This is a genomic window from Acidocella sp. C78, from assembly GCF_907164655.1.
Map to the genome: position 1 here is coordinate 15,880 of NZ_CAJQZK010000114.1, position 21,428 is coordinate 37,307.

Here is a 21,428-nt window from a genome sequence, read left to right on the forward strand (position 1 = left end):
TTCGGCCTTCGGCCCGAATCGCTCGGAAGGCTGTTTTAGGAGGATCGTTATAGGAAGCAGGATTTGTTCTTGATTTGTTCTTGAGGCTATGCTATAGTGTAAATTTTTGGGGCAAATATTGTGAAAGCTAATAAGCACAGAGAGCTGTTATTTTGCCCGAGCAGGCACCGGACGATGTTCTGTGCTTAATGTATTAGCACGGCTGTTGCTGACGAGTACGGCCCTCGCGCCTGTAGGGCTTACCTACGCATGGGTTGCCTATTTTCAGCATGAACATATGACGGCTGCGATCATATGTGGCGCCAGCATCTTTCTCTTCATTGTTTGTCTGTTTGTTCTGTGGCGCGCAAAGTATGAACTCGCTGCCTCCACCTTTAAAGCGGAATCCATAGAAGCCGCTGATCACGAGAATACGGCCTTCTTACTCTTATACGTTATGCCTCTTTTTACATCTCAATTCGACACGCTCCAATGGCAGTTTTGGGTTCCGACCCTTGTGATTTTTGGAATAATTACGGCCACTGGATATAACTATCATTTTAATCCAATGTTGGGCTTACTGGGTTGGCATTTCTATAAGAGCCCGAATCTGAATGGTAGTGCGACTATCGGTGACGGGCGATTTTTCGTGTGAGCAGGCGGATATGGGCGAGGAAGAGCCATGCGGTGGCGCTGGTAACGGTGGCCTCGAAATCCCTTGCGAGACGTCGGCATCTGCCGAGCCAGGCGAAGGTTCTTTCTACCACCCAGCGCCGCGGCAGGAGTTCAAACCCGCTCGCGGCGTCGGAGCGCTTTACGATCTGTATGGTCCATTTGCCGATTTTGGCGAGGCGTCCATTGAGTTTAGGACCGGCATAACCGCCGTCAGCGAATATGTGCCGCAACCAGGGATACAGGGATTTGACGGATTTGAGCACGTCGGGCGCCCCGTCGCGGTCCTGAATACCGGCATGATGAACGACGGCACCGACGAGGTGGCCGATTGTATCTGTGATGATGTGGCGCTTGCGGCCCTTGATCTTCTTTCCGGCATCGAACCCGCGCGGCCCGCCGGCTTCGGTGGTCTTGACCGACTGACTGTCGATCACACCGGCTGTGGGCGAAGCCTCGCGTCCGGCCATTTCCCGCGCCTGCATGACTAGGACGTGATTGATGCGATCGAACGTGCCGTCACGACAGAAGCGGTAGAAATACCCCTGCACGGTGGTGAACGGAGCGAATTCCTTCGGGATCTGGCGCCACTGACAGCCGGTTGCCAGCATGTAGAAGATGGCCTCCACAATCCTTCGAAGCGCCACCCTTCGGGGTCGGCCTCGATGCTGCGGAGCGGGCATGAACGGCTCGATCATGGCCCATTCAGCGTCGGTGAGGTCGCTTGCGTAGCGCAATCCGGCCCGGCAATATCGTCGCCGAGCGATTTCAGTCCAGGTCATCGTGTCTCCGTCCGTCTTCGCAAACGAACTGAATCACAACTTACTGAAATCGCTCAACTATCTTTTTCGGTCCGGCTCTAAGGTCGAGTCGTCAGAGGGGGTAACTTTTATTCTTATTACGAAAAAGCACCTTCGCACGGCGGCACTCGAACTTAAGGTGGGTCAATTAACAGAATACCTTCTTCTCGACCTTGAGGGAAAATAGATGGCACAGCTATATGCAGCTTGTCGGCCGGCTGGAAGCTTGGTTGTTCGGCATATTCAAATGAACAGTCAGCTTCAAAACCAGCTCGCCGGAATATTTCAGGCTCAGAGTGCGGCGTTTTTTGACGGCATAAATACGGAAATTGATTTTACCGGAGACTGGAAGCCGGATGCCGACGAGATTTTAATAACTCGCGGTTTATCCGAAGCACAGGCCCTGTTTGCGGAAGCAAGTCAGAACGCTATCGCGCTTACCCCTTTAGACGTCAATAATTTTCAAAATGAGAGCATCAAAGCTCTCTTTACAATGATAGGAAGTGGACCAAACAGACGCCTATTGCTTCAGAGTTTTGGTCCCCAGCAAATACTTTCGAGTAAACTCTCCTTTCTTCATGATGGAAACGTGTTTCGGAAACTTACTGAACCAGCCTTTACTCTTGGCACTCAGCTTTTGGCCACGGTTGATACTGCGGGCGACGTCCGATTTAAAAGCTTTTCTCTATTGAGACGAGTGTTTGATTTAGGCAGTTTTTACAGGCAAGCTACTGATTTAGAGCTAAGCACATTCTGCGGCCATTCTAGTTTGGCTATAGCTGATGTAGCGGCATTTATCGCGGGAGCAGATGAAGGAATTAGAAAAGCTGTTCATACGGTGGTCAAAGTTGACGTGCTCGGCAATCATCCTGTCACCGATATTGAACATAAGGCCGCAGCAATAGGTCTTTCGTTAAACATCAATGGTGGACGCATAGAGGTTCCTCTGGATCGAAAGGGAGCTAAGGCTTTTTTTAGCTTTTTGCTCAACAAGGTTTATCGCGGTCCCATCAACAACCAACTATTTATAACGAACTCAAATCGTCCCCTTAATTAATGAATTCGTACAGAAATGAGGGAGATTTATGCTGTTTTCGTCTAGAAAAAATCAAGACCAGCAGATCACTCGTCTATATAAGAATGCGATGATCAACGTAATCGACAACACCTTCCGCAATATCGGCTTCGAGCCTATTGCGATGAAGATCAATGTCGAGCAAACTTTTCGTCAACTTTCGTTCTCAACCGATGCCAAGGCGATCTGACCCATGGCGCAAGACCAAGCTGCCTTCGAGGCATTGTTGAATCAGCTCATATCCCATTGGGAGAGTGAGGTAGTTGAGTTCAAGCGCGGGAAAGACGGGTTTTCGAGCAGCGATCTGGGCAAGTATCTCTCGGCACTGGCCAATGAAGCCAATTTGCGTGGGCAGGACCGCGCCTGGTTAGTGTTCGGTGTGGATGACAAGACCCGCGCCGTGGTTGGCACAACCTATAAGGAAACCCCAGAACATTTGCAGGCGGATAAACAGCAGATTCTGAATGGAACGGGAAGTTTTACTTTCCGCGATATTCATGTCCTGAATCACAAGGATGGCCGGGTCATCCTGTTCGAAATCCCGGCGGCCCCGCGCGGCATGCCAATTTCGTGGAACGGGCATTACTATGGCCGCGCTGGCGAAAGCCTCGCGGCACTCGGGCAAGACAAGCTCGACGATATTCGCGGGCAGACCCTGGCGACCGACTGGACGGCGCAGGTGGTAGAGAAAGCATCGATCGCAGATCTAGATCCAAACGCCCTGAAAATCGCCCGCGAACGGTTTATCGCCAAGCACGCCAACCGCATCACGCCAGAAGAAGTGGACAATTGGAGCGATGTCGCCTTGCTGGACCGGGCCAAGGTAACACAGAGCGGGAAAATAACGCGTACGGCCCTTTTGCTGCTTGGTCGGCCCGAATCCGCCTGGTACCTCTCCCCGCATCCGGCGGAAATTACCTGGAAGCTTGAAGGGGAAGAGCGCGCCTACGAGCATTTCGGACCGCCCTTCCTGCTGGCGTCGTCCCTGGTGTTTGCCCGCATCCGCAACATCCAGCTGCGTATTTTGCCAGAAAATGAGCTGCTCGCGCACGAGGTGGCGAAATACGACCAGAGGGTGGTGCTGGAGGCCCTGCATAACTGTATCGCTCACCAGGATTATACCCGCGCCGGGCGGATCGTGGTGATTGAACGACCAGACAGGTTGGTTTTGGAGAATCAAGGGGACTTCTTCGAGGGGCAGCCAGAAGATTACGTACTTACCGAGCGGGTGCCGCATCGCTATCGCAACCCGTTTCTCGCGCAGGCCATGACTGAGCTGAATATGATTGATCATATGGGCTATGGGATACAGGACATCTACCGTCGGCAACGTCAACGGTTTTTCCCGCTCCCCGATTATGATCTCAGTGAACCTCACGTGGTTCGCTTGACTATCCACGGACGGGTGGTTGATCCGGCCTATAGTCGTCTGCTTATGCAACAGACGGGCCTACCTCTATCTGATGTGTTGGCGTTGGACCGGGTGCAGAAACGGTTGCCGATCACAGAGGATGCCGCGAGCCACCTGCGCCGCACGCATCTGATCGAAGGGCGCAAACCCAATTACCATGTCTCAGCCGTCGTGGCGGAGGCGACGGCAAAAAAGGCCGATTACATCCGCATGCGGGCGCAAGACGATACCTTCTATGCTAAGCTTTTGACCGACTACTTAGAAAGGTTTGGGCAGGCGAGCAGGGGGGATATTACCCAACTATTGACCACTAAGCTCAGCGACGCGTTAGACGACAAACAAAAACATAGCAAAATCAGTAATTTGCTTACAAAGCTCCGTCGAAAAGGTATGATTGTAAATACCGGTTCTGATGCCGTACCCTGCTGGCGGTTAGCAGAGAGATCGACGGAGAAAAAATAGAAAGTTGCAGAGGGTTTTCTTTCAATGTTTAGTTAATTCAAATACTTAGTTCTCTCTGCACATGTAGATTTGCAGAGAGGCTTCAAAAGAGAACGCCATGAAGCTGAAATTCAAGGCCCAACCCTACCAGATCAATGCCGTCGATTCGATGATCGATTGCTTGCTGGGTGCCAATGCAGACGGGCTATGCGCAGTTCGTGGATGTAGTGGGGTGAGGGAAAGAGACCATAGTGGAAGAGGGACGGTAAAAACGTAAATTGCTATTTCGTGGTAATTTATGTGGGGTAAATCACAAATTCTAATTATAACATATTGAAATAAAACACAAAAACAAAACAGTTCTACAGACACCCTCTCCGCCAGTTTCGCTTTTCACGCGATCTCAATCAGTCTCAACCACCTGAAATTTCTTCACTTTCCTCCGTGACGGTGTCCTAATCTGAAGTTTTTACTTGGGAATGACCTGAACGTGGCGGATAGCCTCGCGTAGCGCTGATTTCTTGCGAGCGTTTTGTGTCCATAAATGGGGCTTGCGGTGCGACTCGATCTGTGATTCGCTCGGGTTATGTTCATCGATGTGGTTCCGAATGGCCGATCGGCGCCGGCCGTGCTGTTGCGGGAGAGTTTCCGCGAGGGGCGGAAGGTTCACAAGCGTACCATCGCCAATCTGAGCCAGATGCCGCCCGCGTTGATCGATGGCCTACGAGCGCTGCTCGCGGGTGGCGCGGTGGTTGGTGGTGCCGATCAGGCGCTGGAGATCCGGCGTTCGCTGCCGCATGGTCATGTGGCGGCGGCACTCGGGATGATGCGCAAGCTCGGGATACCCCGCCTGCTGGGCCGGAGGGCGTCGCGCGAGCGCAGTCTCGCCCTGGCGCTGATCGCCGGCCGGGTGATCGCGCCGGGATCGAAGCTCTCGACCCTGCGCGGCCTGAACCCGGAGACCGCAACATCGAGCCTCGGGCAGATGCTTGATCTCGGTGTCATTGAAGAGCGCGAGATCTATGCGGCGCTGGACTGGCTGGGCACGCAGCAGGGGCGGATCGAACGGGAGTTTGCAAGGCGCCATCTGCGCGACGGCACGCTGGTGCTCTACGACGTCAGTTCATCCTACCTCGAAGGCCGGCATTGCGAACTGGCACACCACGGATACAGCCGGGATCACCGGCCCGATCGGCCGCAGATCGTCTATGGTCTGCTGTGCGATCGCGAGGGGCGGCCGATCGCAGTGGAAGTGTTCGAAGGCAACACCGCCGATCCGGCGACGATCGCCGCCCAGGTGGAGAAACTCAAGCGCCGGTTCCATCTCGAGCGCGTCGTCCTGGTGGGTGATCGCGGAATGATCACCACGGCGCGGATCCGCGAGACGATCAAGCCGGCGGGGCTGGACTGGATCAGCTGCCTGCGCGCGGGGCAGATCCAGGATCTTGCCGAGGGACCGCTGCAGATGTCGCTGTTCGACGAGCGCGATATCGCCGCGATCACGTCGCCCGATTATCCGGGCGAGCGGCTGATCGCCTGTCGCAACGCCGCCCTGGCGACCGAACGACGGCGCAAGCGCGAGGCGCTGCTCGTGGCCACCGAGACGGAACTGGCGCGGATCCGGGATGCGACACGGCGCAAACGCGCTCCTCTTCATGGCGAGGCCGCGATCGGGCTGGCGGTGGGGGCGGTGATCAACCAGCGCAAGATGGCCAAGCATTTCGATCTCACCATCACCGCCAGCCGCTTCGATTTCCAGCGCAACGCCGCCAGCATCGCGCGCGAGGCGGCCCTCGACGGCATCTATGTCATCCGCACCAGTGTGAGCGCGGACGTCATGAGCGAGACCGAAGCCGTGTCAGCCTACAAGGATCTCTCACGGGTGGAACGGGCGTTCCGGTCCCTCAAATCGGTCGATCTCGCGATCCGCCCGGTGCATCACTGGCTCTCGCCGCGGGTGCGTGCCCACGTCTTCCTCTGCATGATGGCCTATTACGTCGAATGGCATCTGCGCGACGCCCTCAAGCCCCTGCTGTTCCAGGATCACGACCGGCCAGGCGCGGAAACTGAACGCTCATCGCCGGTTGCCCCCGCATCGATATCCCCGGCCGCCGATCGCAAGCGCGGGCGACGCCGCAACGACCAGAACCTGCCGATTTCGAGCTTCACCGACCTGATGGCGCATCTCGCCACACAGACCCTCAACACCGCCTCCCTACCCAAGGCGCCGAACGCCACCTTCACCGCTCTGGCAAACCCCACGTCGCTGCAAACCACCGCCTTCGCCCTGATCGGGATCGACCCCATGCGTGTCCAGTAAGCGGCAAAATCAGATCTCGAAGTTCACCGATAAATACAGGGAATTTGCTTTCGAATCAGTGAAAACTTCAGCCTAATCCGTCTCACGAGATACCCCTCAATCTCGGGGCGCCCTGGGGTCGGATGCGGGGTATGGGACAGGAGGCAGGGGTATGCTCACTGACATCGCCATCCGCAAGGCGCAGGCACAGGCGCGGGACAAGCCTTACAAGATGTTCGATTCCAATGGCTTGTTCCTGCTGGCTGTCCCGCGTCAGCACCAATGGCACAGATTTGAGGTTGTGATTTAAGCTGAAGTTTTTACTTGGGAATGACCTGAACGTGGCGGATAGCCTCGCGTAGCGCTGATTTCTTGCGAGCGTTTTGTGTCCATAAATGGGGCTTGCGGTGCGACTCGATCTGTGATTCGCTCGGGTTATGTTCATCGATGTGGTTCCGAATGGCCGATCGGCGCCGGCCGTGCTGTTGCGGGAGAGTTTCCGCGAGGGGCGGAAGGTTCACAAGCGTACCATCGCCAATCTGAGCCAGATGCCGCCCGCGTTGATCGATGGCCTACGAGCGCTGCTCGCGGGTGGCGCGGTGGTTGGTGGTGCCGATCAGGCGCTGGAGATCCGGCGTTCGCTGCCGCATGGTCATGTGGCGGCGGCACTCGGGATGATGCGCAAGCTCGGGATACCCCGCCTGCTGGGCCGGAGGGCGTCGCGCGAGCGCAGTCTCGCCCTGGCGCTGATCGCCGGCCGGGTGATCGCGCCGGGATCGAAGCTCTCGACCCTGCGCGGCCTGAACCCGGAGACCGCAACATCGAGCCTCGGGCAGATGCTTGATCTCGGTGTCATTGAAGAGCGCGAGATCTATGCGGCGCTGGACTGGCTGGGCACGCAGCAGGGGCGGATCGAACGGGAGTTTGCAAGGCGCCATCTGCGCGACGGCACGCTGGTGCTCTACGACGTCAGTTCATCCTACCTCGAAGGCCGGCATTGCGAACTGGCACACCACGGATACAGCCGGGATCACCGGCCCGATCGGCCGCAGATCGTCTATGGTCTGCTGTGCGATCGCGAGGGGCGGCCGATCGCAGTGGAAGTGTTCGAAGGCAACACCGCCGATCCGGCGACGATCGCCGCCCAGGTGGAGAAACTCAAGCGCCGGTTCCATCTCGAGCGCGTCGTCCTGGTGGGTGATCGCGGAATGATCACCACGGCGCGGATCCGCGAGACGATCAAGCCGGCGGGGCTGGACTGGATCAGCTGCCTGCGCGCGGGGCAGATCCAGGATCTTGCCGAGGGACCGCTGCAGATGTCGCTGTTCGACGAGCGCGATATCGCCGCGATCACGTCGCCCGATTATCCGGGCGAGCGGCTGATCGCCTGTCGCAACGCCGCCCTGGCGACCGAACGACGGCGCAAGCGCGAGGCGCTGCTCGTGGCCACCGAGACGGAACTGGCGCGGATCCGGGATGCGACACGGCGCAAACGCGCTCCTCTTCATGGCGAGGCCGCGATCGGGCTGGCGGTGGGGGCGGTGATCAACCAGCGCAAGATGGCCAAGCATTTCGATCTCACCATCACCGCCAGCCGCTTCGATTTCCAGCGCAACGCCGCCAGCATCGCGCGCGAGGCGGCCCTCGACGGCATCTATGTCATCCGCACCAGTGTGAGCGCGGACGTCATGAGCGAGACCGAAGCCGTGTCAGCCTACAAGGATCTCTCACGGGTGGAACGGGCGTTCCGGTCCCTCAAATCGGTCGATCTCGCGATCCGCCCGGTGCATCACTGGCTCTCGCCGCGGGTGCGTGCCCACGTCTTCCTCTGCATGATGGCCTATTACGTCGAATGGCATCTGCGCGACGCCCTCAAGCCCCTGCTGTTCCAGGATCACGACCGGCCAGGCGCGGAAACTGAACGCTCATCGCCGGTTGCCCCCGCATCGATATCCCCGGCCGCCGATCGCAAGCGCGGGCGACGCCGCAACGACCAGAACCTGCCGATTTCGAGCTTCACCGACCTGATGGCGCATCTCGCCACACAGACCCTCAACACCGCCTCCCTACCCAAGGCGCCGAACGCCACCTTCACCGCTCTGGCAAACCCCACGTCGCTGCAAACCACCGCCTTCGCCCTGATCGGGATCGACCCCATGCGTGTCCAGTAAGCGGCAAAATCAGATCTCGAAGTTCACCGATAAATACAGGGAATTTGCTTTCGAATCAGTGAAAACTTCAGTTTAAGGAGGGTTGGGGCTTCGTCGCCGTGACGAAGGAACGAAGATGAAGCCCCAACCCTCCTTGAAAAGATCGCCAGCCAAGTCCCCTGCGGAAGCGGTGGTGAAGGACATCCGGCGGCAGACCCGGCGGCATTTTTCGGCTGAGGACAAGATCCGCATCGTGCTTGATGGCCTGCGCGGCGAGGACAGCATCGCCGCGCTATGCCGCAAGGAAGGCATCGCGCAGAGCCTGTATTACACCTGGTCGAAGGAATTTATGGAAGCCGGCAAGCGCCGCCTGGCTGACGACACCGCCCGTGCCGCGACCACCGGCGAGGTGCAGGACCTGCGCCGCGAAGCCCGTGCCCTGAAGGAATGCGTTGCCGATCTGACGCTCGAAAACCGCCTGCTCAAAAAAAGCATGATCGCGGATGGGGACGACGACGCATGAGGTATCCCGCATCGGAGAAACTCGAAATCATCCGGATCGTCGAGCAAGCGCTACACCGTGCGATTTACCGATGAACGCCAATACTTTGTGTCGGAAGCCACGGTCTACCGCCTGCTCAGGGCGCATGACCTGATCACCAGCCCGGCCTATGTCGTGATCAAGGCCGCCGACGCATTCCACACAAAGACCACCCGGCCGAACGAGATGTGGCAGACCGATTTCACCTACTTCAAGATCATCGGCTGGGGCTGGATGTATCTGTCGACCGTGCTGGACGACTTCTCGCGCTATATCATCGCCTGGAAGCTGTGCACCAACATGCGCGCCGAAGATGTCACCGACACGCTGGACCTCGCGCTTGCGGCGTCCGGTTGCGACAGCGCCACCGTGCTGCACAAACCCCGGCTGCTCAGCGACAACGGCCCAAGCTACATCGCGGGCGAACTGGCCGAATACATCGAGACCAACAAGATGAGACACGTCCGAGGCGCCCCGATGCACCCCCAGCCCCAGGGCAAGATCGAGCGCTGGCACCAGACCCTGAAAAACCGCATCCTCTTGGAAAACTACTTCCTGCCCGGTGACCTCGAGGCCCAGATCAAGGCCTTCGTCGAAAACTACAACCACCGGCGCTATCACGAAAGCCTGAATAACGTGACGCCCGCAGACGCCTACTTCGGCAGGGCCCCGGCCATCATCAAGCAGCGCGAAAGGATTAAACGGAAGACCATCGAACATCGGCGCTTGCAACACCGCAAGCTTGCCACCTCGCATCAACCCCCAGACGAGGCCCCCTCTCCGCTAATCTACGCCGCAATCTGCGCCAAATGTTCTGACGACGGACGATATGCGCTTCTCGACGCAAGCGTAGGCCGCTTCTTCATCGTGGAAATGCGCGGCGGACAGAATCCCGTTCATGACCCATAACCCCTTGTGACTTCTAGCTTATTAGCCGGAGTGGGTACGTCAAGTATGATATCGTCAATTAATTTACAACCTACAAGAGATTATCTATTTTATTGAACACGCGAACTAAATTTAATATTAACTCCCTTTAATTCGATGCGCCGTTCGCACGAGGCGGGCAAACGATGAAGCGGTGATGAGTTTGCAAGATATCGAAACGATTGAAAGAATACGTAATGTTTTTCTATTGATATAAATTCGATGTATTTTCAATAATAATCAAAATAGTAAAATATTAATTTGTTTTACCGTCATAACCAGGATCGGCTTGGAAATAAAATCCATGAAGAATCAACTGATTCACGACGCATTCATGCGAACGGTAGCTCTTTTTCCGAAGCGTATTGCAGTAACTTGTGATGATGCCGCCTGGACCTATGCCGAACTGGAGCAGAAATCGCGAGAAATGGCGGAGGCGCTTTTGCGCCAAGGTATCGCCAGAGGAAATCGCGTCGCCATTCTTGCCGAACGGCGGGCCGAACTGATCTGGACGGTATTGGGCGCATTGCGAGCCGGGGCGGTGTTCGTGATCATGGATTGGAGCTATCCGGCGAAGAGGCTGGAAACCTTCATTTCAACGTGCCGTCCGCAGATGATCATTCCGGCCGGGGGAGATGGGGTCAGGGCGCTCGCCAATGACCTTGCGCATGAGACATCCGTGAAGATGTTCGAAATGCTAACAGAGGTGACTGACATTGATCGCCCGTACGAGGCCAGTGAGCAGCCAGCGATCAGCCCGGATACCGATCTTGCCTACATGCTCTTTACGTCGGGGAGCACGGGAACACCCAAGGGCATCGCGTGCAATCACGCCGCTCTCGTGCATTTCATTGGCTGGCACACCGAGCAGTTCGGGCTTGTCGCGGACGACAAGTTTTCCATGCTTTCGGGACTCTCCCACGACCCCGTGCTGCGTGACATTTTCACCCCGCTTTCAATCGGCGCAACCCTCGCCATCCCGCGCCAATGCGAAATCACCGAACCCGGCCGGCTGCGGTCGTGGTTAGAGAAAAACCAGGTGACCGTGGCGCATCTTACACCGCCGACGGGACAATTGCTGCTGGCCAGCGGGGCGGATGCCGTCACCCTTCCCGCACTGCGCAGGATGTTCTGGGGCGGGGACCAGCTATCGCCAAGACTGCTCGCGGCTGTCTCACGGTTCGCCCCGAATGCGGAACACGTGAACTTCTATGGATCTAGCGAGACCCCCCAGGCCGTCAGCTTCTACCGGTTCCGCCGCGACGAGGGGTGGACGAGTGTGCCGATCGGTGGAGGAGTTGAGGGGTTCAAGGTTCTTATCATCGGGCCGGATCGACAGCCGCGTTTCGACCGGGAACCAGGAGAAATCGCCATCCAGTCACGGTTTCTCAGCCTTGGCTACGTCCGCGATGGCGTGCTGATCGAACCGCAAGACCGTGGGGTCGACGCCGCGACCGGCGAAGCCGTGTATTACACCGGCGATCAGGGGCGCTACCTTAAGGATGGCAACGTATTGATGATGGGCCGTGGCGACGATCAGATCAAGATACGCGGCTTCAGGGTAGAGCTTTCGGAAGTCACCAGCGCGCTGCAAGCCTGTCCTGGAGTCGCGATGGCGGTAGCTCTGCCGCTGCGGGACGGGGACCGTGCCAGCATCGAGGCGTTTGTCGCGCATGACGGTGCGATTCGGCTGGATCAGGCCGCGATCACCGCACGCCTCGCGCTGACGCTTCCAACCTACATGATGCCGCGCAAGATCTGGCTGTTCGAGGGCAGGCTGCCCACGCTCCCGAACGGTAAGTTTGATCGCTCAGCCCTGATCGAGCACGCGCGAAGCGCCGGTTTTGCTGAGGCGGAAGCGCGACATCCCGCAACGTCCGCACAGGCGGAAGCGCTTCGTCGTCGCTGGCAGGAGATATTCGCCGGTGAGGAGGTCAGAGCCTCATCGACCTTCGCCGAACTTGGTGGAGACAGCCTCTCTTATGTCGAGGCGTTTCTGGCTGCGGAAGAGGTCGTTGGCGAACTTCCCGTCGACTGGCAGGAAAGGAGCATTGCGGAACTCTCGGCAAAAGGGAAGACAACCTCGCGCTGGTGGACTTCGGTGGATAGTTTCATGGCCATTCGCGCCGTGGCGATCGCACTCGTCGTCGCATATCATTTCAGACTGACGAAGCTGGGAGATGGGGAAACTGGCGCCTTGTTTCTGGTTTCGGGCTATCTTTTCGGACGGATGCAGTTGCGGGAGATTTTTTCGGGAGGAGCGGCACACCGTATCCTGACATCGATCAAGAACATTCTGCTACCGACCATCGGCTTCACCCTCCTCGCGACGATCGCCAGCTTCTGGCAAGGCCACCCTCCGCCGCCGAGTCTTTTCATGCTCGGCACCGACCTCGTAAATTATCCCGCGCTGATTGCCCGCCACGTTCCTGTTTTCAGGCATGTTATTCTGTTCTGGTACGTTCACGCGCTGATCCAGAACCTGTTCATCATCTACCTCGCCCTCCAGTTCGCCCCCGCCCGCTGGAAGACCGCTCGATCCCTGCGGCCCTTCACGCTTGCGCTTCTAGGCGTTGGCATGGTGGCTAAATTCGGATTGCCCGTGCTTATACAGCCCGGCTTTCTTACCCAGGGGGCGCCAGAATTGTCGCTCGCGCAGATCTCGCCGATCGGAAATTTCGCGACTTTCGCTCTCGGCATTCTCGTGGCCAACGCCGGCAGCCAAGGGCAAAAATTCAGCGCCACGATCACGGCTTTCATCTTCGCCCTGCTGGACGGTCCGACCTATGGCTGGCTGAATGCGATCCCGCTTTTTCTCGCAGTATTGCTGATCCTGTACGTTCCACGAATCAAGCTGCCTAAAGCCGCCTCGGGAGTGGTTCTCGCGCTGTCCGGCGCGTCACTCTTCATCTATCTCGGTCATGTGTATGTGGGCTTCTTTGTGGGCAAGCTATTTCACGCCTCGGCAACCGCGAAGTGGAGTCTAGCGCTACTTGGCGGCGTTGGAATGCATAGGATGTGGGAGCGGCGTTCGCTGAAAGGGCTCTTCCGCCGAGCCAGACAAACAAGGCCAGAGTTCGGTATCGAACCAGATCCCTTTGGCGGAAACTAACCCGGATTTCTCAGTGCGCCGCGACGGCGCGTAACACCCGTGGAGGGAGGCGCCACTCCAAAGCGGGCCGCCGCCGCCCGCGAGCGAGCGCTCGGCAGCGGGCGGCGCAGTTGTTTGCCCGTCATGGCCATATCCTGCCTCTTGGCCCCGATTTAAGAACGTTGCAAAATCGCATCGCCGGGACATGCCGGCTTTTTTCATCTCGACGGGCCACCCGCCAGGTTGGCTTCTCGCCGCGAAGGGGGCGGCTGCGTGCATGCTTACTGTCGACGAATGGACCATGCTCGGCACCTGGGCCGCACCCGCAATATCGGCGCTCGGCTTCCTGCTGATCCGCAACCAGTTGAGGGGCGATCGCGAAGCGCTGGAGACGCAGACAAGCTGGCAAATCTACAATGTCGGCGGGAACATCCTGCAAACATTCATCAGCCACCCCGAGTGCCGGCCCTATTTCTACGACGGCTTGCCTCTTCCTTCCGAGGAACCCCTGCGCAGCAAGGTCCTGGCCGTGAACGAACTGATCTGCGACCACATGGAAAACATCATCCTGCACCGCGATGCGATCGACGCGGAGACGTATCAGGTGTGGGTGGTGTACATGCAGGGGCTTTATAATCGCAGCCCCACAATGCGCGGGTTCCTGGCCGTGGACTGCGAGGGCTACCGCTATTCACGCCAATTGCTCGATCTGCTCGACGATGGAATGCGCAAACAGGTGGGCCAGCAGGCCTGGCTTGTCGAGCAGCGCGACGCGGCCGCGGCGGCCAGCGCATCATCCGGTCGGAAAGCGCCGTCCGATCGCATCAAGATGCTCTGATTTTCAACATGATCGAGCACAGCATCCGATCCGAATGGATTGGAACGTGCTCTACGCCGGCGGATAGCGCATGAGGGTAATCGGCTTGCCGACATAGCTGTCCTGCTCGATGGTCTGCCAGCCCAGTCTCTCGTAAAGCGCCGCCTGGTCGGCAGTGTACAGGTAGAACGGCATCTCCAGCGCGCCCGCATAGTCCATCACATGTTGGACGAGCGCGCCGCCAATGCCGCGGCGGCGCCACGACGGCAGAACAAGCACATTCGCCAGCCAGGGGCCGAGGGCCGGCCGCGTGGGCAGGTCGTGTGGCACGATGCTGGCGATGCCCACCAATTCGCCGTTCGCGCGGGCACCGAAGAATTTGGGAATGGTGACCGAGGCATCCAGCGAGCGGGCGATGTCGTTCTGATTCTGCGCCCATGTTGCATCCGACTCGTATCGTGCCCATTCCTGATAGATCCACTGTGCGGCCAGCTCTGATTCGCGGCCTTCGCGGAGTACGGAAATGTCATGGCTGCTCATGGTGGTCTCCGTCGCATTTCGCATTTACGTCCCTCAACGGTAGCTGTTTTTGGCCGGCGCAACAAAGATCGGGCCATGACCGGAGACAACCATGATGAAAACGCGGCCCGCCGCAAGGACCCGGCGTATGGCTCGGCGATCGGGACAAGCCAGTTCCAGGCATGTCCGGGAGGGTGACGCGAGAACCGTCGCTTGACCCATGACGAGCCGCGCCGGCGATGGCGCGCGAAGCCGGCGCCCCCCATTCTGCGCTCTGATGTCATTGCCGGGCCGCGAGGCGGCATGGCAGACTGAACGGACGCAGACTGGAGGTCCCGCCGTGGCCGAGCATCCCCGGATTCACCGCATCCTGTCCCCCGCCGACGGCACCGAGGTCGCCGCCCGCGCCCTTGTCGCGCCGGCCGAGATCGAGCGGACGCTGGAGCGGGCCGCCGCCGCGCAAAAGGCCTGGCGGCGCGTCGGTCTCGCCGAACGGATGGCGATCTGCGAGCGCTTCGTTGCGCATTTCACCGCCAATGGTGCTGCGATCGCCGCCGAGATCAGCGCGCAGATGGGCCGGCCGGTGAGCCAGACGCCGGGGGAGATCCGCGGCGTCGCCGAACGCGCGCGGATGATGATCGCGCTCGCCGGCGAGTCGCTCGCACCGGTCCGGCCCACGCCGGTCGCCGGCTTCGAGCGGTTCATCACCCGCGAGCCGCTCGGCGTCGTCTTCGTCATCGGCGCCTGGAACTATCCCTGTCTGATCACCGTCAACAGCGTCGTTCCCGCGCTGCTTGCCGGCAACGCGGTGGTGCTGAAACAGGCCTCGCAGACGCTGCTCTGCGCCGAGCGTTTCGCCGAATCCTTCGCCGCCGCCGGCCTGCCGGAGCATGTCTTCCAGGTGCTCCACCTCGCCAATGCCGACGCCGAGGCGGTGATCCGCGATCCGCGCGTCGATTTCATCGCCTTCACCGGCTCGGTGGCCACCGGCCATCGCGTCGTCCGCGCCGCCGCCGAGCGCTTCGCCGGCATCGGCCTCGAACTCGGCGGCAAGGACCCCGCCTATGTCCGGCGCGATGCCGATATCGTCCACGCCGCCGACAACCTGGTCGACGGCGCGTTCTTCAATTCCGGCCAGTCCTGCTGCGGGATCGAGCGGATCTATGTCGATGCCGCGATATATGACGATTTCATCGCCCGCTTCGTCGAGACCACCAACGCCTACCGGCTCGGCCATTCGCTCGACCCGGCGACCACGCTGGGCCCGATGGTCAACGCCGCCGGGGCCGATTTCGTACGCGGGCAGATCGCAGACGCAATCGCCGCCGGTGCCACCGCGCTGATCGACGAGGTGCGGTTCCCCGCAAGCCGGCCCGGCACGCCCTATCTCGCGCCCCAGGTGCTGGTGGATGTCGATCACCGGATGGACGTGATGCGCAGCGAGAGCTTCGGCCCGGTCGTCGGCATCATGAAGGTCGGCTCGGACGAGGAGGCGATCGGCCTGATGAACGACAGCCCCTATGGCCTCACCGCCTCGGTCTGGACACGGGACATGGAGGCCGCGGCGCGCATCGGCGGCGAGATCGAGACCGGCACCGTGTTCATGAACCGCTGCGACTATCTCGACCCGGCGCTGGCCTGGGTCGGGGTGAAGGATTCCGGCCGCGGCTGCACCCTCTCGCGGATCGGCTTCGAGCATCTCACCCGGCCGAAATCCTTCCACCTGAAAGCCGTGCCCTGACGCATCGTCCGGCCCGGGCAGGATCAGTCCAGCCGGACCATGACGTGGCGGACCACGGTATAATCCTCCAGCGCGTAGGCGGAGAGATCCTTGCCGTAGCCCGACCGCTTCAGCCCGCCATGCGGCATTTCGTTGGCGAGCATGAAGTGGCAATTCACCCAGGTCGCGCCATAGCGCAGCCCGGCGGCCAGGCGCATCGCCCGCCCGACATCGCGCGTCCAGACCGATGAGGCGAGGCCGTAATCGGAGTCGTTTGCCCAGACGATCGCCTGCTCGGGATCGGTGAAGCGCGTGACGGACACGACGGGGCCGAACACTTCGCGGCGCACGATCTCGTCGTCCTGCGCCGCACCGGCAATCACGGTGGGTTCGTAATAGAACCCCGCCCCCGCCGCATCGCGCCCGCCGGCGACGACCTCGACATGCGGCAGCGCCGCCGCGCGGGCGACGAAGCCGCCCACCCGCTCACGCTGGCGCGCCGAGATCACCGGGCCGATATCGTTCTCGGAATCATCCGCCCGGTCGTAACGGAGCTTCGCCACCGCCGAAGCGAGATCGGCCACGAACCGGTCATAGACCTTGGCTCCGGCATAGACCCGGCAGGCCGCCGTGCAGTCCTGTCCGGAATTGTAGTATCCGAAGTCCCGCACCGCGGCGACGGCGGCGTCGATATCGGCGTCGTCGAAGATGATCACCGGCGCCTTGCCGCCGAGTTCGAGATGGGTGCGCTTGATCGAGGTCGAGGCCGCCTGGATCACCCGCTCGCCGGTGCCGATCGAGCCGGTGAGCGAGATCATCGCCACCCCCGGCGTGTCGATCAGCGCCTGGCCGGTGCTCGGCCCGCGCCCCGAAATCACGTTGAGCACGCCCTCTGGCAGAATGCCGGCGGCGAGCCTTGCGAGCTTCAGCGCGGTCAGCGGCGTCAGTTCCGAGGGCTTGAGCACGACCGTGTTGCCGGCGGCGAGAGCGGGGGCGATCTTCCACGCCGCCATCATCAGCGGATAGTTCCACGGCGCGATCTGCGCGACCGGGCCGACCGGATCGCGCCGGATCATCGAGGTGTGACCGGCCAGATACTCCCCCGCCGCACTGCCGGACAGGCAGCGGGCGGCGCCGGCGAAGAAGCGGAAACAGTCGACGATGGCGGGCATCTCGTCGCGCAGCACGGCCGGGCGCGGCTTGCCGCAGTTCAGCGCCTCCAGCGCGGCGAAATCCTCCGCCTCCGCCTCGATCGCATCGGCGAGGCGCAGCAGCAGCGCCGCGCGCTCGCCCGGCGGCAGCGCCGCATAGGCGGGAAAGGCGCGCCCGGCGGCTTCCACCGCGCGGGCCACCTGGCCGGCATCGGCCTCGGCGATCTCGGCGATCACCGCACCCGTCCGGGGGTTGACCACCGGCACCGGCGCGCCCGCGCCCGCCTCGAACGCGCCGCCGATCAGCAGATGCGTCGGCAGGGTTGCGGTCGGTGCCATCTCAGCCTCCCGCCCCTTCATGGACCGCGCGTTCCTCGGCCGCGATTTCTGCCGCCCGGCTCGCGATCGCCTCGCGGCTGATCGGCGGGCCGGGGAAGCGCACCCGCGCCACGCCGAACCAGAGCACCAGCATCAGCACGATCAGGCCGAGACCATAGGTGATCAGGATATCGTTGGGCGGCTGGATGCCGATATAGATCAGCACGAACACGCCGATGATCGAGACGACCGCGAGCGGCTTCGAGAGCGCGCCGAGGCGGAACGGGCCGAACTCGGTCCAGGTCTTGCCCTCGGCGAACAGCCCGGCCGCGACCGGCATGGCGTAGGAGATATAGAGGAACATCGCGCAGCCCGCCGCCAGCGCCGCGAAGGCCGGCGAATACAGCGTCGCCGCGACCGAGAGCACCGCGGTCAGCCAGATCGCGCCGACCGGCGTGCGGTGCGTCGGGCTCACCCGCCGCCAGATCGCGTGGCCGGGCAGCCCGCCATCGCGCGCGAAGGCGAAGATCATCCGCGAGGTCGAGGTCACCCCCGCCAGCGCGCAGAGATAGTTGGCGACGACGATGCCGACATAGAGCAGGTATTTCACCGGCAGGATCACCGGCAGCCCGGCGAGCAGGTTGAAGAACACGTTGCCGCCCTGCGCCGCCGCCTTGCCGAGATCCGGCATCGCCAGCAGGATCGCGGCCTCCATCACCAGGCCGAAGGCGAACGACCAGAACACCGAATTGATGATCCCGCGCGGCACGGTGCGCCGTGCGTTCACCGTCTCTTCCGATGTGTGGGCCGCGCCGTCGAACCCGGTGATGGTGTAGAGCGGCAGCAGCAGCCCGAGCATGAAGAGGTAGAACAGGTTGCCGCTATGCGGCACCACCCCGCCGCCGGCCTTGCCGGAATAGTTGATGAAGGTGAACAGCCGCGAGACATCGTAATGCTGCGCGCCCACCAGCATCGCGATGGTCAGCACGATGGCGATGAAGAAGATCAGGTAGCCGGAGAAATCGGTCAGCCGCGTGGTGGTGCGAATGCCCATGTGGTTGAACGCGCCCTGGCTCGCGGTGATCAGGACGACGGCGATGGTCTGCTGCCAGAACCCCCAGTGCGACGTGTCGATATGGAACATGTTGCCGAGGATCAGGCTGGTGAACAGGTCGTAGGCGCCGACATTCACCGAGGCGACGACGAAGATCAGCCCGAGCAGGTTGACGAAGGCGGTCGCCCAGCCCCAGCCCCGCCCGCCGAGCAGCGACGACCAGTGATACAGCGCGCCGGCCGTCGGGTAGGCGGAGGCGATCTGCGCCATCGACAGCGCGATCACCATCGAAAAGATCGACCCCACGATCCAGCCGACGAACACGCCCCCCGGCCCGGCGGCGGAGAACGCCGCCTGGAACGAGGTGATTCCGCCCGCCAGGATGCAGATGATCGAGAAGGCGATTGCGAAGTTGGAAAATCCGTGCATGCGCCGGACAGTTCCTGCGCATAGCCCATCTTGTGCAGCGTTGCGGTATCCTCGCGAGGATCCGGCCTCATCCTGGTCGTTCGACATCTCCGTCTCCCATGTTGACCGTCAGGCCGTGTGCGCCGGGCTTTCCCGCCCGGTCGTGCTGTCAGGCATCGTTCGCGCGCCGAGCTTGCGGCGCACCGCCTCGGGCGAGGCGCCATGCAGCCGGCGGCAGGCCGCGAGAAGGCGCTCACCTCGGAATAGCCGAGCAGTTCGGCGACCGCGGCGATCGAGAGATGCGGCTCGGCGAGATACATCAGCGCGAGCCGCGCCCGACCTGGTCGATGCACCCGGAATAGGTGAGGCCGTACTCGGCGAGCCGGCGCTGCAGCGTCCAGCGCGGCAGGCCGAGGCTTGCGGCCACGCGGTCGATCCGCCGGGCCCTCGGGCAGCTTCCTGCGGATCTCGCTCGTCACCGCGCCGAGCAGGTCGCGCGGCGCCGCCGCCGCCGATCCGGCGCAGCTCCTCGCCAGGGCGGCGAAGCGCGCCGGGTCGCGCGCCGGCATCGGCCGGTCCAGCCCCGCCGCGCGGAAGCTGATCGCGTTCGCCGGGCGGCGAAGAACACCGGCGCGCCGAACGCCGCCGCATGCGCCTGCGCCTGTTCCGGCGCCGGGTGCTCGAACCAGACCTCCTCGATCTCCAGCGCGCCGCCGAGCGCGCGCCGCAGCAGGTTGGCGAACATCCCCATCGTCAGCTCGGCATCCTGCCGTCGCGACCAGATCCGCGGATCGACGACGTATTCCAGCCGCAGCGATCGCCCCTCCGCGCAGGCGGGTTTCGGTATTCTGCTGGTGCTCGATGAAGTGGCGGGCGAAAGCCGCCAGCCGGTGCCGACATCCGGCCGCCCAGCGCGAGTGGCCGATCAGCCCGAGCGCCTCGGCTGGAATGCTGGCCGAAGCGCAGGCCGAAATGCGTATCGCCGCTGCGCGCCGCCGCCCGTTCCATCATCGCGACATAGCGCGCCAGCGGCACGGTGGCGCAGGGGTCCTCAAGGTCGCGCGGATCGAATCCCGCCTCGCCGAGCACCAGGTCCGGGTCGGCCCCCGCGCCACGGATGAACGAAGTCACCCCGGACGCCGCGGCGGCGAGCACATGGCAGGATGTCGATCCGGACGCGGCGGCAGGCAGACCCATGATCCCCTTCAATCCGTCGGTGCCGCGCCAGAATGCCGGGCGGCGCGGCCGTTGCGCAACGAAATTCGGCAGTCTGCCGACTGTGGCAAATTCCGCCCGTGCCGCTTTGACATCTGAACACAAACCCGCGCGATCGCCGCTTGTCGCCGAATGTCAAGATCGTCACACTGGGCTCATGCAATAGTCCGCCGGGAGGTGCGATCATGAACAACGATCTGTCTGCACAGAACATCACCGCGTCCGGCGGCATGACGCTCGACGAACTGCGCGCGGCGGTCGATGCCGGAGCGATCGACACGATCGTGATGGCGGCGCCCGACATGCAGGGGCGGTTGCAGGGCAAGCGGGTGATGCCCCGCTTCTTCCTCGACAACGTCCTGACCGACGCCTCGGAGGGCTGCAACTATCTGCTCGCCGTCGATGTCGAGATGACGCCGGTCTCCGGCTATGATTTCGCCTCCTGGGACCGCGGCTATGGCGATTTCGTCTTCCGCCCCGATCTCGCGACCCTGCGCCGCGCCGCCTGGCAGGAGGGCGCCGCGATCGTGCTCTGCGACATCGCGCTGCATGACGGCACCCTGGCGCCGGTCGCCCCGCGCAGCATCCTGCGCCGCCAGCTCGACCGTCTCGCCGCCACGGGCCTGACCGCGCTCGCCGCGACCGAGCTGGAATTCATGCTCTTCCGCAACACCTATGAAGAGTGCATGCGGCGCGGCTATCGCGATCTCGATCCGGCCAATCTCTACAATGTCGATTATTCCATCCTCGGCACCGCCAAGGTGGAAAAGGTCATCCGCGCCATCCGCAACGCGCTCGAGGCGTCGGCATCCGCGTCGAGAACTCCAAGGGCGAGTGCAA

Annotated in this window: 16 protein-coding genes and 2 pseudogenes; 12 read left to right on the top strand and 6 right to left on the bottom strand. The window is 61.3% G+C overall.

All coding sequences use genetic code 11. From position 1 onward, the window contains the following. Window positions 1–205: 205 nt before the first annotated feature. Window positions 206–634 carry a hypothetical protein gene (locus tag ACIDOCELLA78_RS94395; protein ID WP_214006289.1) on the top strand — a complete coding sequence of 143 codons (429 nt, stop codon included), beginning with the start codon at window positions 206–208 and terminating at the stop codon, window positions 632–634. Here the strand turns inward: ACIDOCELLA78_RS94395 and ACIDOCELLA78_RS94400 are convergent. Continuing rightward, window positions 606–1,433, bottom strand: a complete 828-nt coding sequence (locus ACIDOCELLA78_RS94400) for an IS5 family transposase (protein WP_201727504.1) — start codon at window positions 1,431–1,433, stop codon at window positions 606–608. The genes ACIDOCELLA78_RS94395 and ACIDOCELLA78_RS94400 overlap by 29 nt on opposite strands. A gap of 205 nt (window positions 1,434–1,638) precedes the next feature. Between ACIDOCELLA78_RS94400 and ACIDOCELLA78_RS94405 the strand changes: the two genes are divergently transcribed. The 9 genes and pseudogenes from ACIDOCELLA78_RS94405 to ACIDOCELLA78_RS94445 all read left to right on the top strand — a co-directional run bounded on the left by ACIDOCELLA78_RS94405 (window position 1,639) and on the right by ACIDOCELLA78_RS94445 (window position 14,224). Beyond that, window positions 1,639–2,508, top strand: a complete 870-nt coding sequence (locus tag ACIDOCELLA78_RS94405) for a hypothetical protein (RefSeq protein ID WP_201729563.1) — start codon at window positions 1,639–1,641, stop codon at window positions 2,506–2,508. Window positions 2,509–2,536: 28 nt separating this feature from the next. Then, window positions 2,537–2,716 (top strand): hypothetical protein, encoded by a 180-nt coding sequence (locus tag ACIDOCELLA78_RS94410; protein ID WP_201729564.1) that lies wholly within the window; start codon window positions 2,537–2,539, stop codon window positions 2,714–2,716. A gap of 3 nt (window positions 2,717–2,719) precedes the next feature. After that, window positions 2,720–4,399 (top strand): RNA-binding domain-containing protein, encoded by a 1,680-nt coding sequence (locus tag ACIDOCELLA78_RS94415; protein WP_201729565.1) that lies wholly within the window; start codon window positions 2,720–2,722, stop codon window positions 4,397–4,399. A gap of 565 nt (window positions 4,400–4,964) precedes the next feature. Next, window positions 4,965–6,698, top strand: coding sequence for an IS1634 family transposase (locus tag ACIDOCELLA78_RS94420; protein WP_201727483.1), 1,734 nt, complete (start codon window positions 4,965–4,967; stop codon window positions 6,696–6,698). Window positions 6,699–6,849: 151 nt separating this feature from the next. Next, on the top strand, window positions 6,850–6,987 hold the full coding sequence (locus ACIDOCELLA78_RS94425) for a hypothetical protein (protein WP_249676549.1): 138 nt from the start codon (window positions 6,850–6,852) through the stop codon (window positions 6,985–6,987). A 127-nt stretch (window positions 6,988–7,114) separates the two neighbouring features. Next, window positions 7,115–8,848, top strand: a complete 1,734-nt coding sequence (locus ACIDOCELLA78_RS94430; protein ID WP_201727483.1) for an IS1634 family transposase — start codon at window positions 7,115–7,117, stop codon at window positions 8,846–8,848. Window positions 8,849–8,963: 115 nt separating this feature from the next. Continuing rightward, window positions 8,964–10,115: pseudogene (locus ACIDOCELLA78_RS94435) on the top strand (IS3 family transposase); the annotation flags it as partial. 484 nt (window positions 10,116–10,599) lie between these two features. After that, window positions 10,600–13,407 (top strand): amino acid adenylation domain-containing protein, encoded by a 2,808-nt coding sequence (locus tag ACIDOCELLA78_RS94440; RefSeq protein ID WP_201729566.1) that lies wholly within the window; start codon window positions 10,600–10,602, stop codon window positions 13,405–13,407. Window positions 13,408–13,591: 184 nt separating this feature from the next. Beyond that, on the top strand, window positions 13,592–14,224 hold the full coding sequence (locus ACIDOCELLA78_RS94445; RefSeq protein ID WP_201729567.1) for a hypothetical protein: 633 nt from the start codon (window positions 13,592–13,594) through the stop codon (window positions 14,222–14,224). Between the two features lie 51 nt (window positions 14,225–14,275). On the opposite strand, the gene ACIDOCELLA78_RS94450 is transcribed toward ACIDOCELLA78_RS94445, so the two are convergent. Then, window positions 14,276–14,743, bottom strand: coding sequence for a GNAT family N-acetyltransferase (locus tag ACIDOCELLA78_RS94450; RefSeq protein WP_201729568.1), 468 nt, complete (start codon window positions 14,741–14,743; stop codon window positions 14,276–14,278). A 319-nt stretch (window positions 14,744–15,062) separates the two neighbouring features. Between ACIDOCELLA78_RS94450 and ACIDOCELLA78_RS94455 the strand changes: the two genes are divergently transcribed. Continuing rightward, a complete protein-coding gene (locus ACIDOCELLA78_RS94455; protein WP_201729569.1) occupies window positions 15,063–16,463 on the top strand; it encodes an aldehyde dehydrogenase family protein in 1,401 nt (466 codons plus the stop codon). A 23-nt stretch (window positions 16,464–16,486) separates the two neighbouring features. Here the strand turns inward: ACIDOCELLA78_RS94455 and ACIDOCELLA78_RS94460 are convergent, their stop codons facing one another. From ACIDOCELLA78_RS94460 to ACIDOCELLA78_RS94475, 4 genes are all read right to left on the bottom strand, one after another. Then, window positions 16,487–17,953 carry a gamma-aminobutyraldehyde dehydrogenase gene (locus ACIDOCELLA78_RS94460; protein ID WP_201729570.1) on the bottom strand — a complete coding sequence of 489 codons (1,467 nt, stop codon included), beginning with the start codon at window positions 17,951–17,953 and terminating at the stop codon, window positions 16,487–16,489. After that, window positions 17,934–19,394 (bottom strand): amino acid permease, encoded by a 1,461-nt coding sequence (locus tag ACIDOCELLA78_RS94465; protein WP_249676552.1) that lies wholly within the window; start codon window positions 19,392–19,394, stop codon window positions 17,934–17,936. Before ACIDOCELLA78_RS94465 ends, ACIDOCELLA78_RS94460 begins: the two co-directional genes overlap by 20 nt. A gap of 454 nt (window positions 19,395–19,848) precedes the next feature. Next, complete coding sequence (locus ACIDOCELLA78_RS94470) at window positions 19,849–20,220, bottom strand: AraC family transcriptional regulator ligand-binding domain-containing protein (protein ID WP_307850947.1); 372 nt, start codon at window positions 20,218–20,220, stop codon at window positions 19,849–19,851. Next, window positions 20,127–20,570 (bottom strand): AraC family transcriptional regulator ligand-binding domain-containing protein, encoded by a 444-nt coding sequence (locus ACIDOCELLA78_RS94475; RefSeq protein ID WP_283770863.1) that lies wholly within the window; start codon window positions 20,568–20,570, stop codon window positions 20,127–20,129. The genes ACIDOCELLA78_RS94470 and ACIDOCELLA78_RS94475 overlap by 94 nt, the downstream gene beginning before the upstream one ends. A gap of 203 nt (window positions 20,571–20,773) precedes the next feature. Here ACIDOCELLA78_RS94475 and ACIDOCELLA78_RS94480 point away from each other — a divergent pair. Then, a pseudogene (locus ACIDOCELLA78_RS94480) lies at window positions 20,774–21,428 on the top strand (glutamine synthetase); the annotation flags it as partial.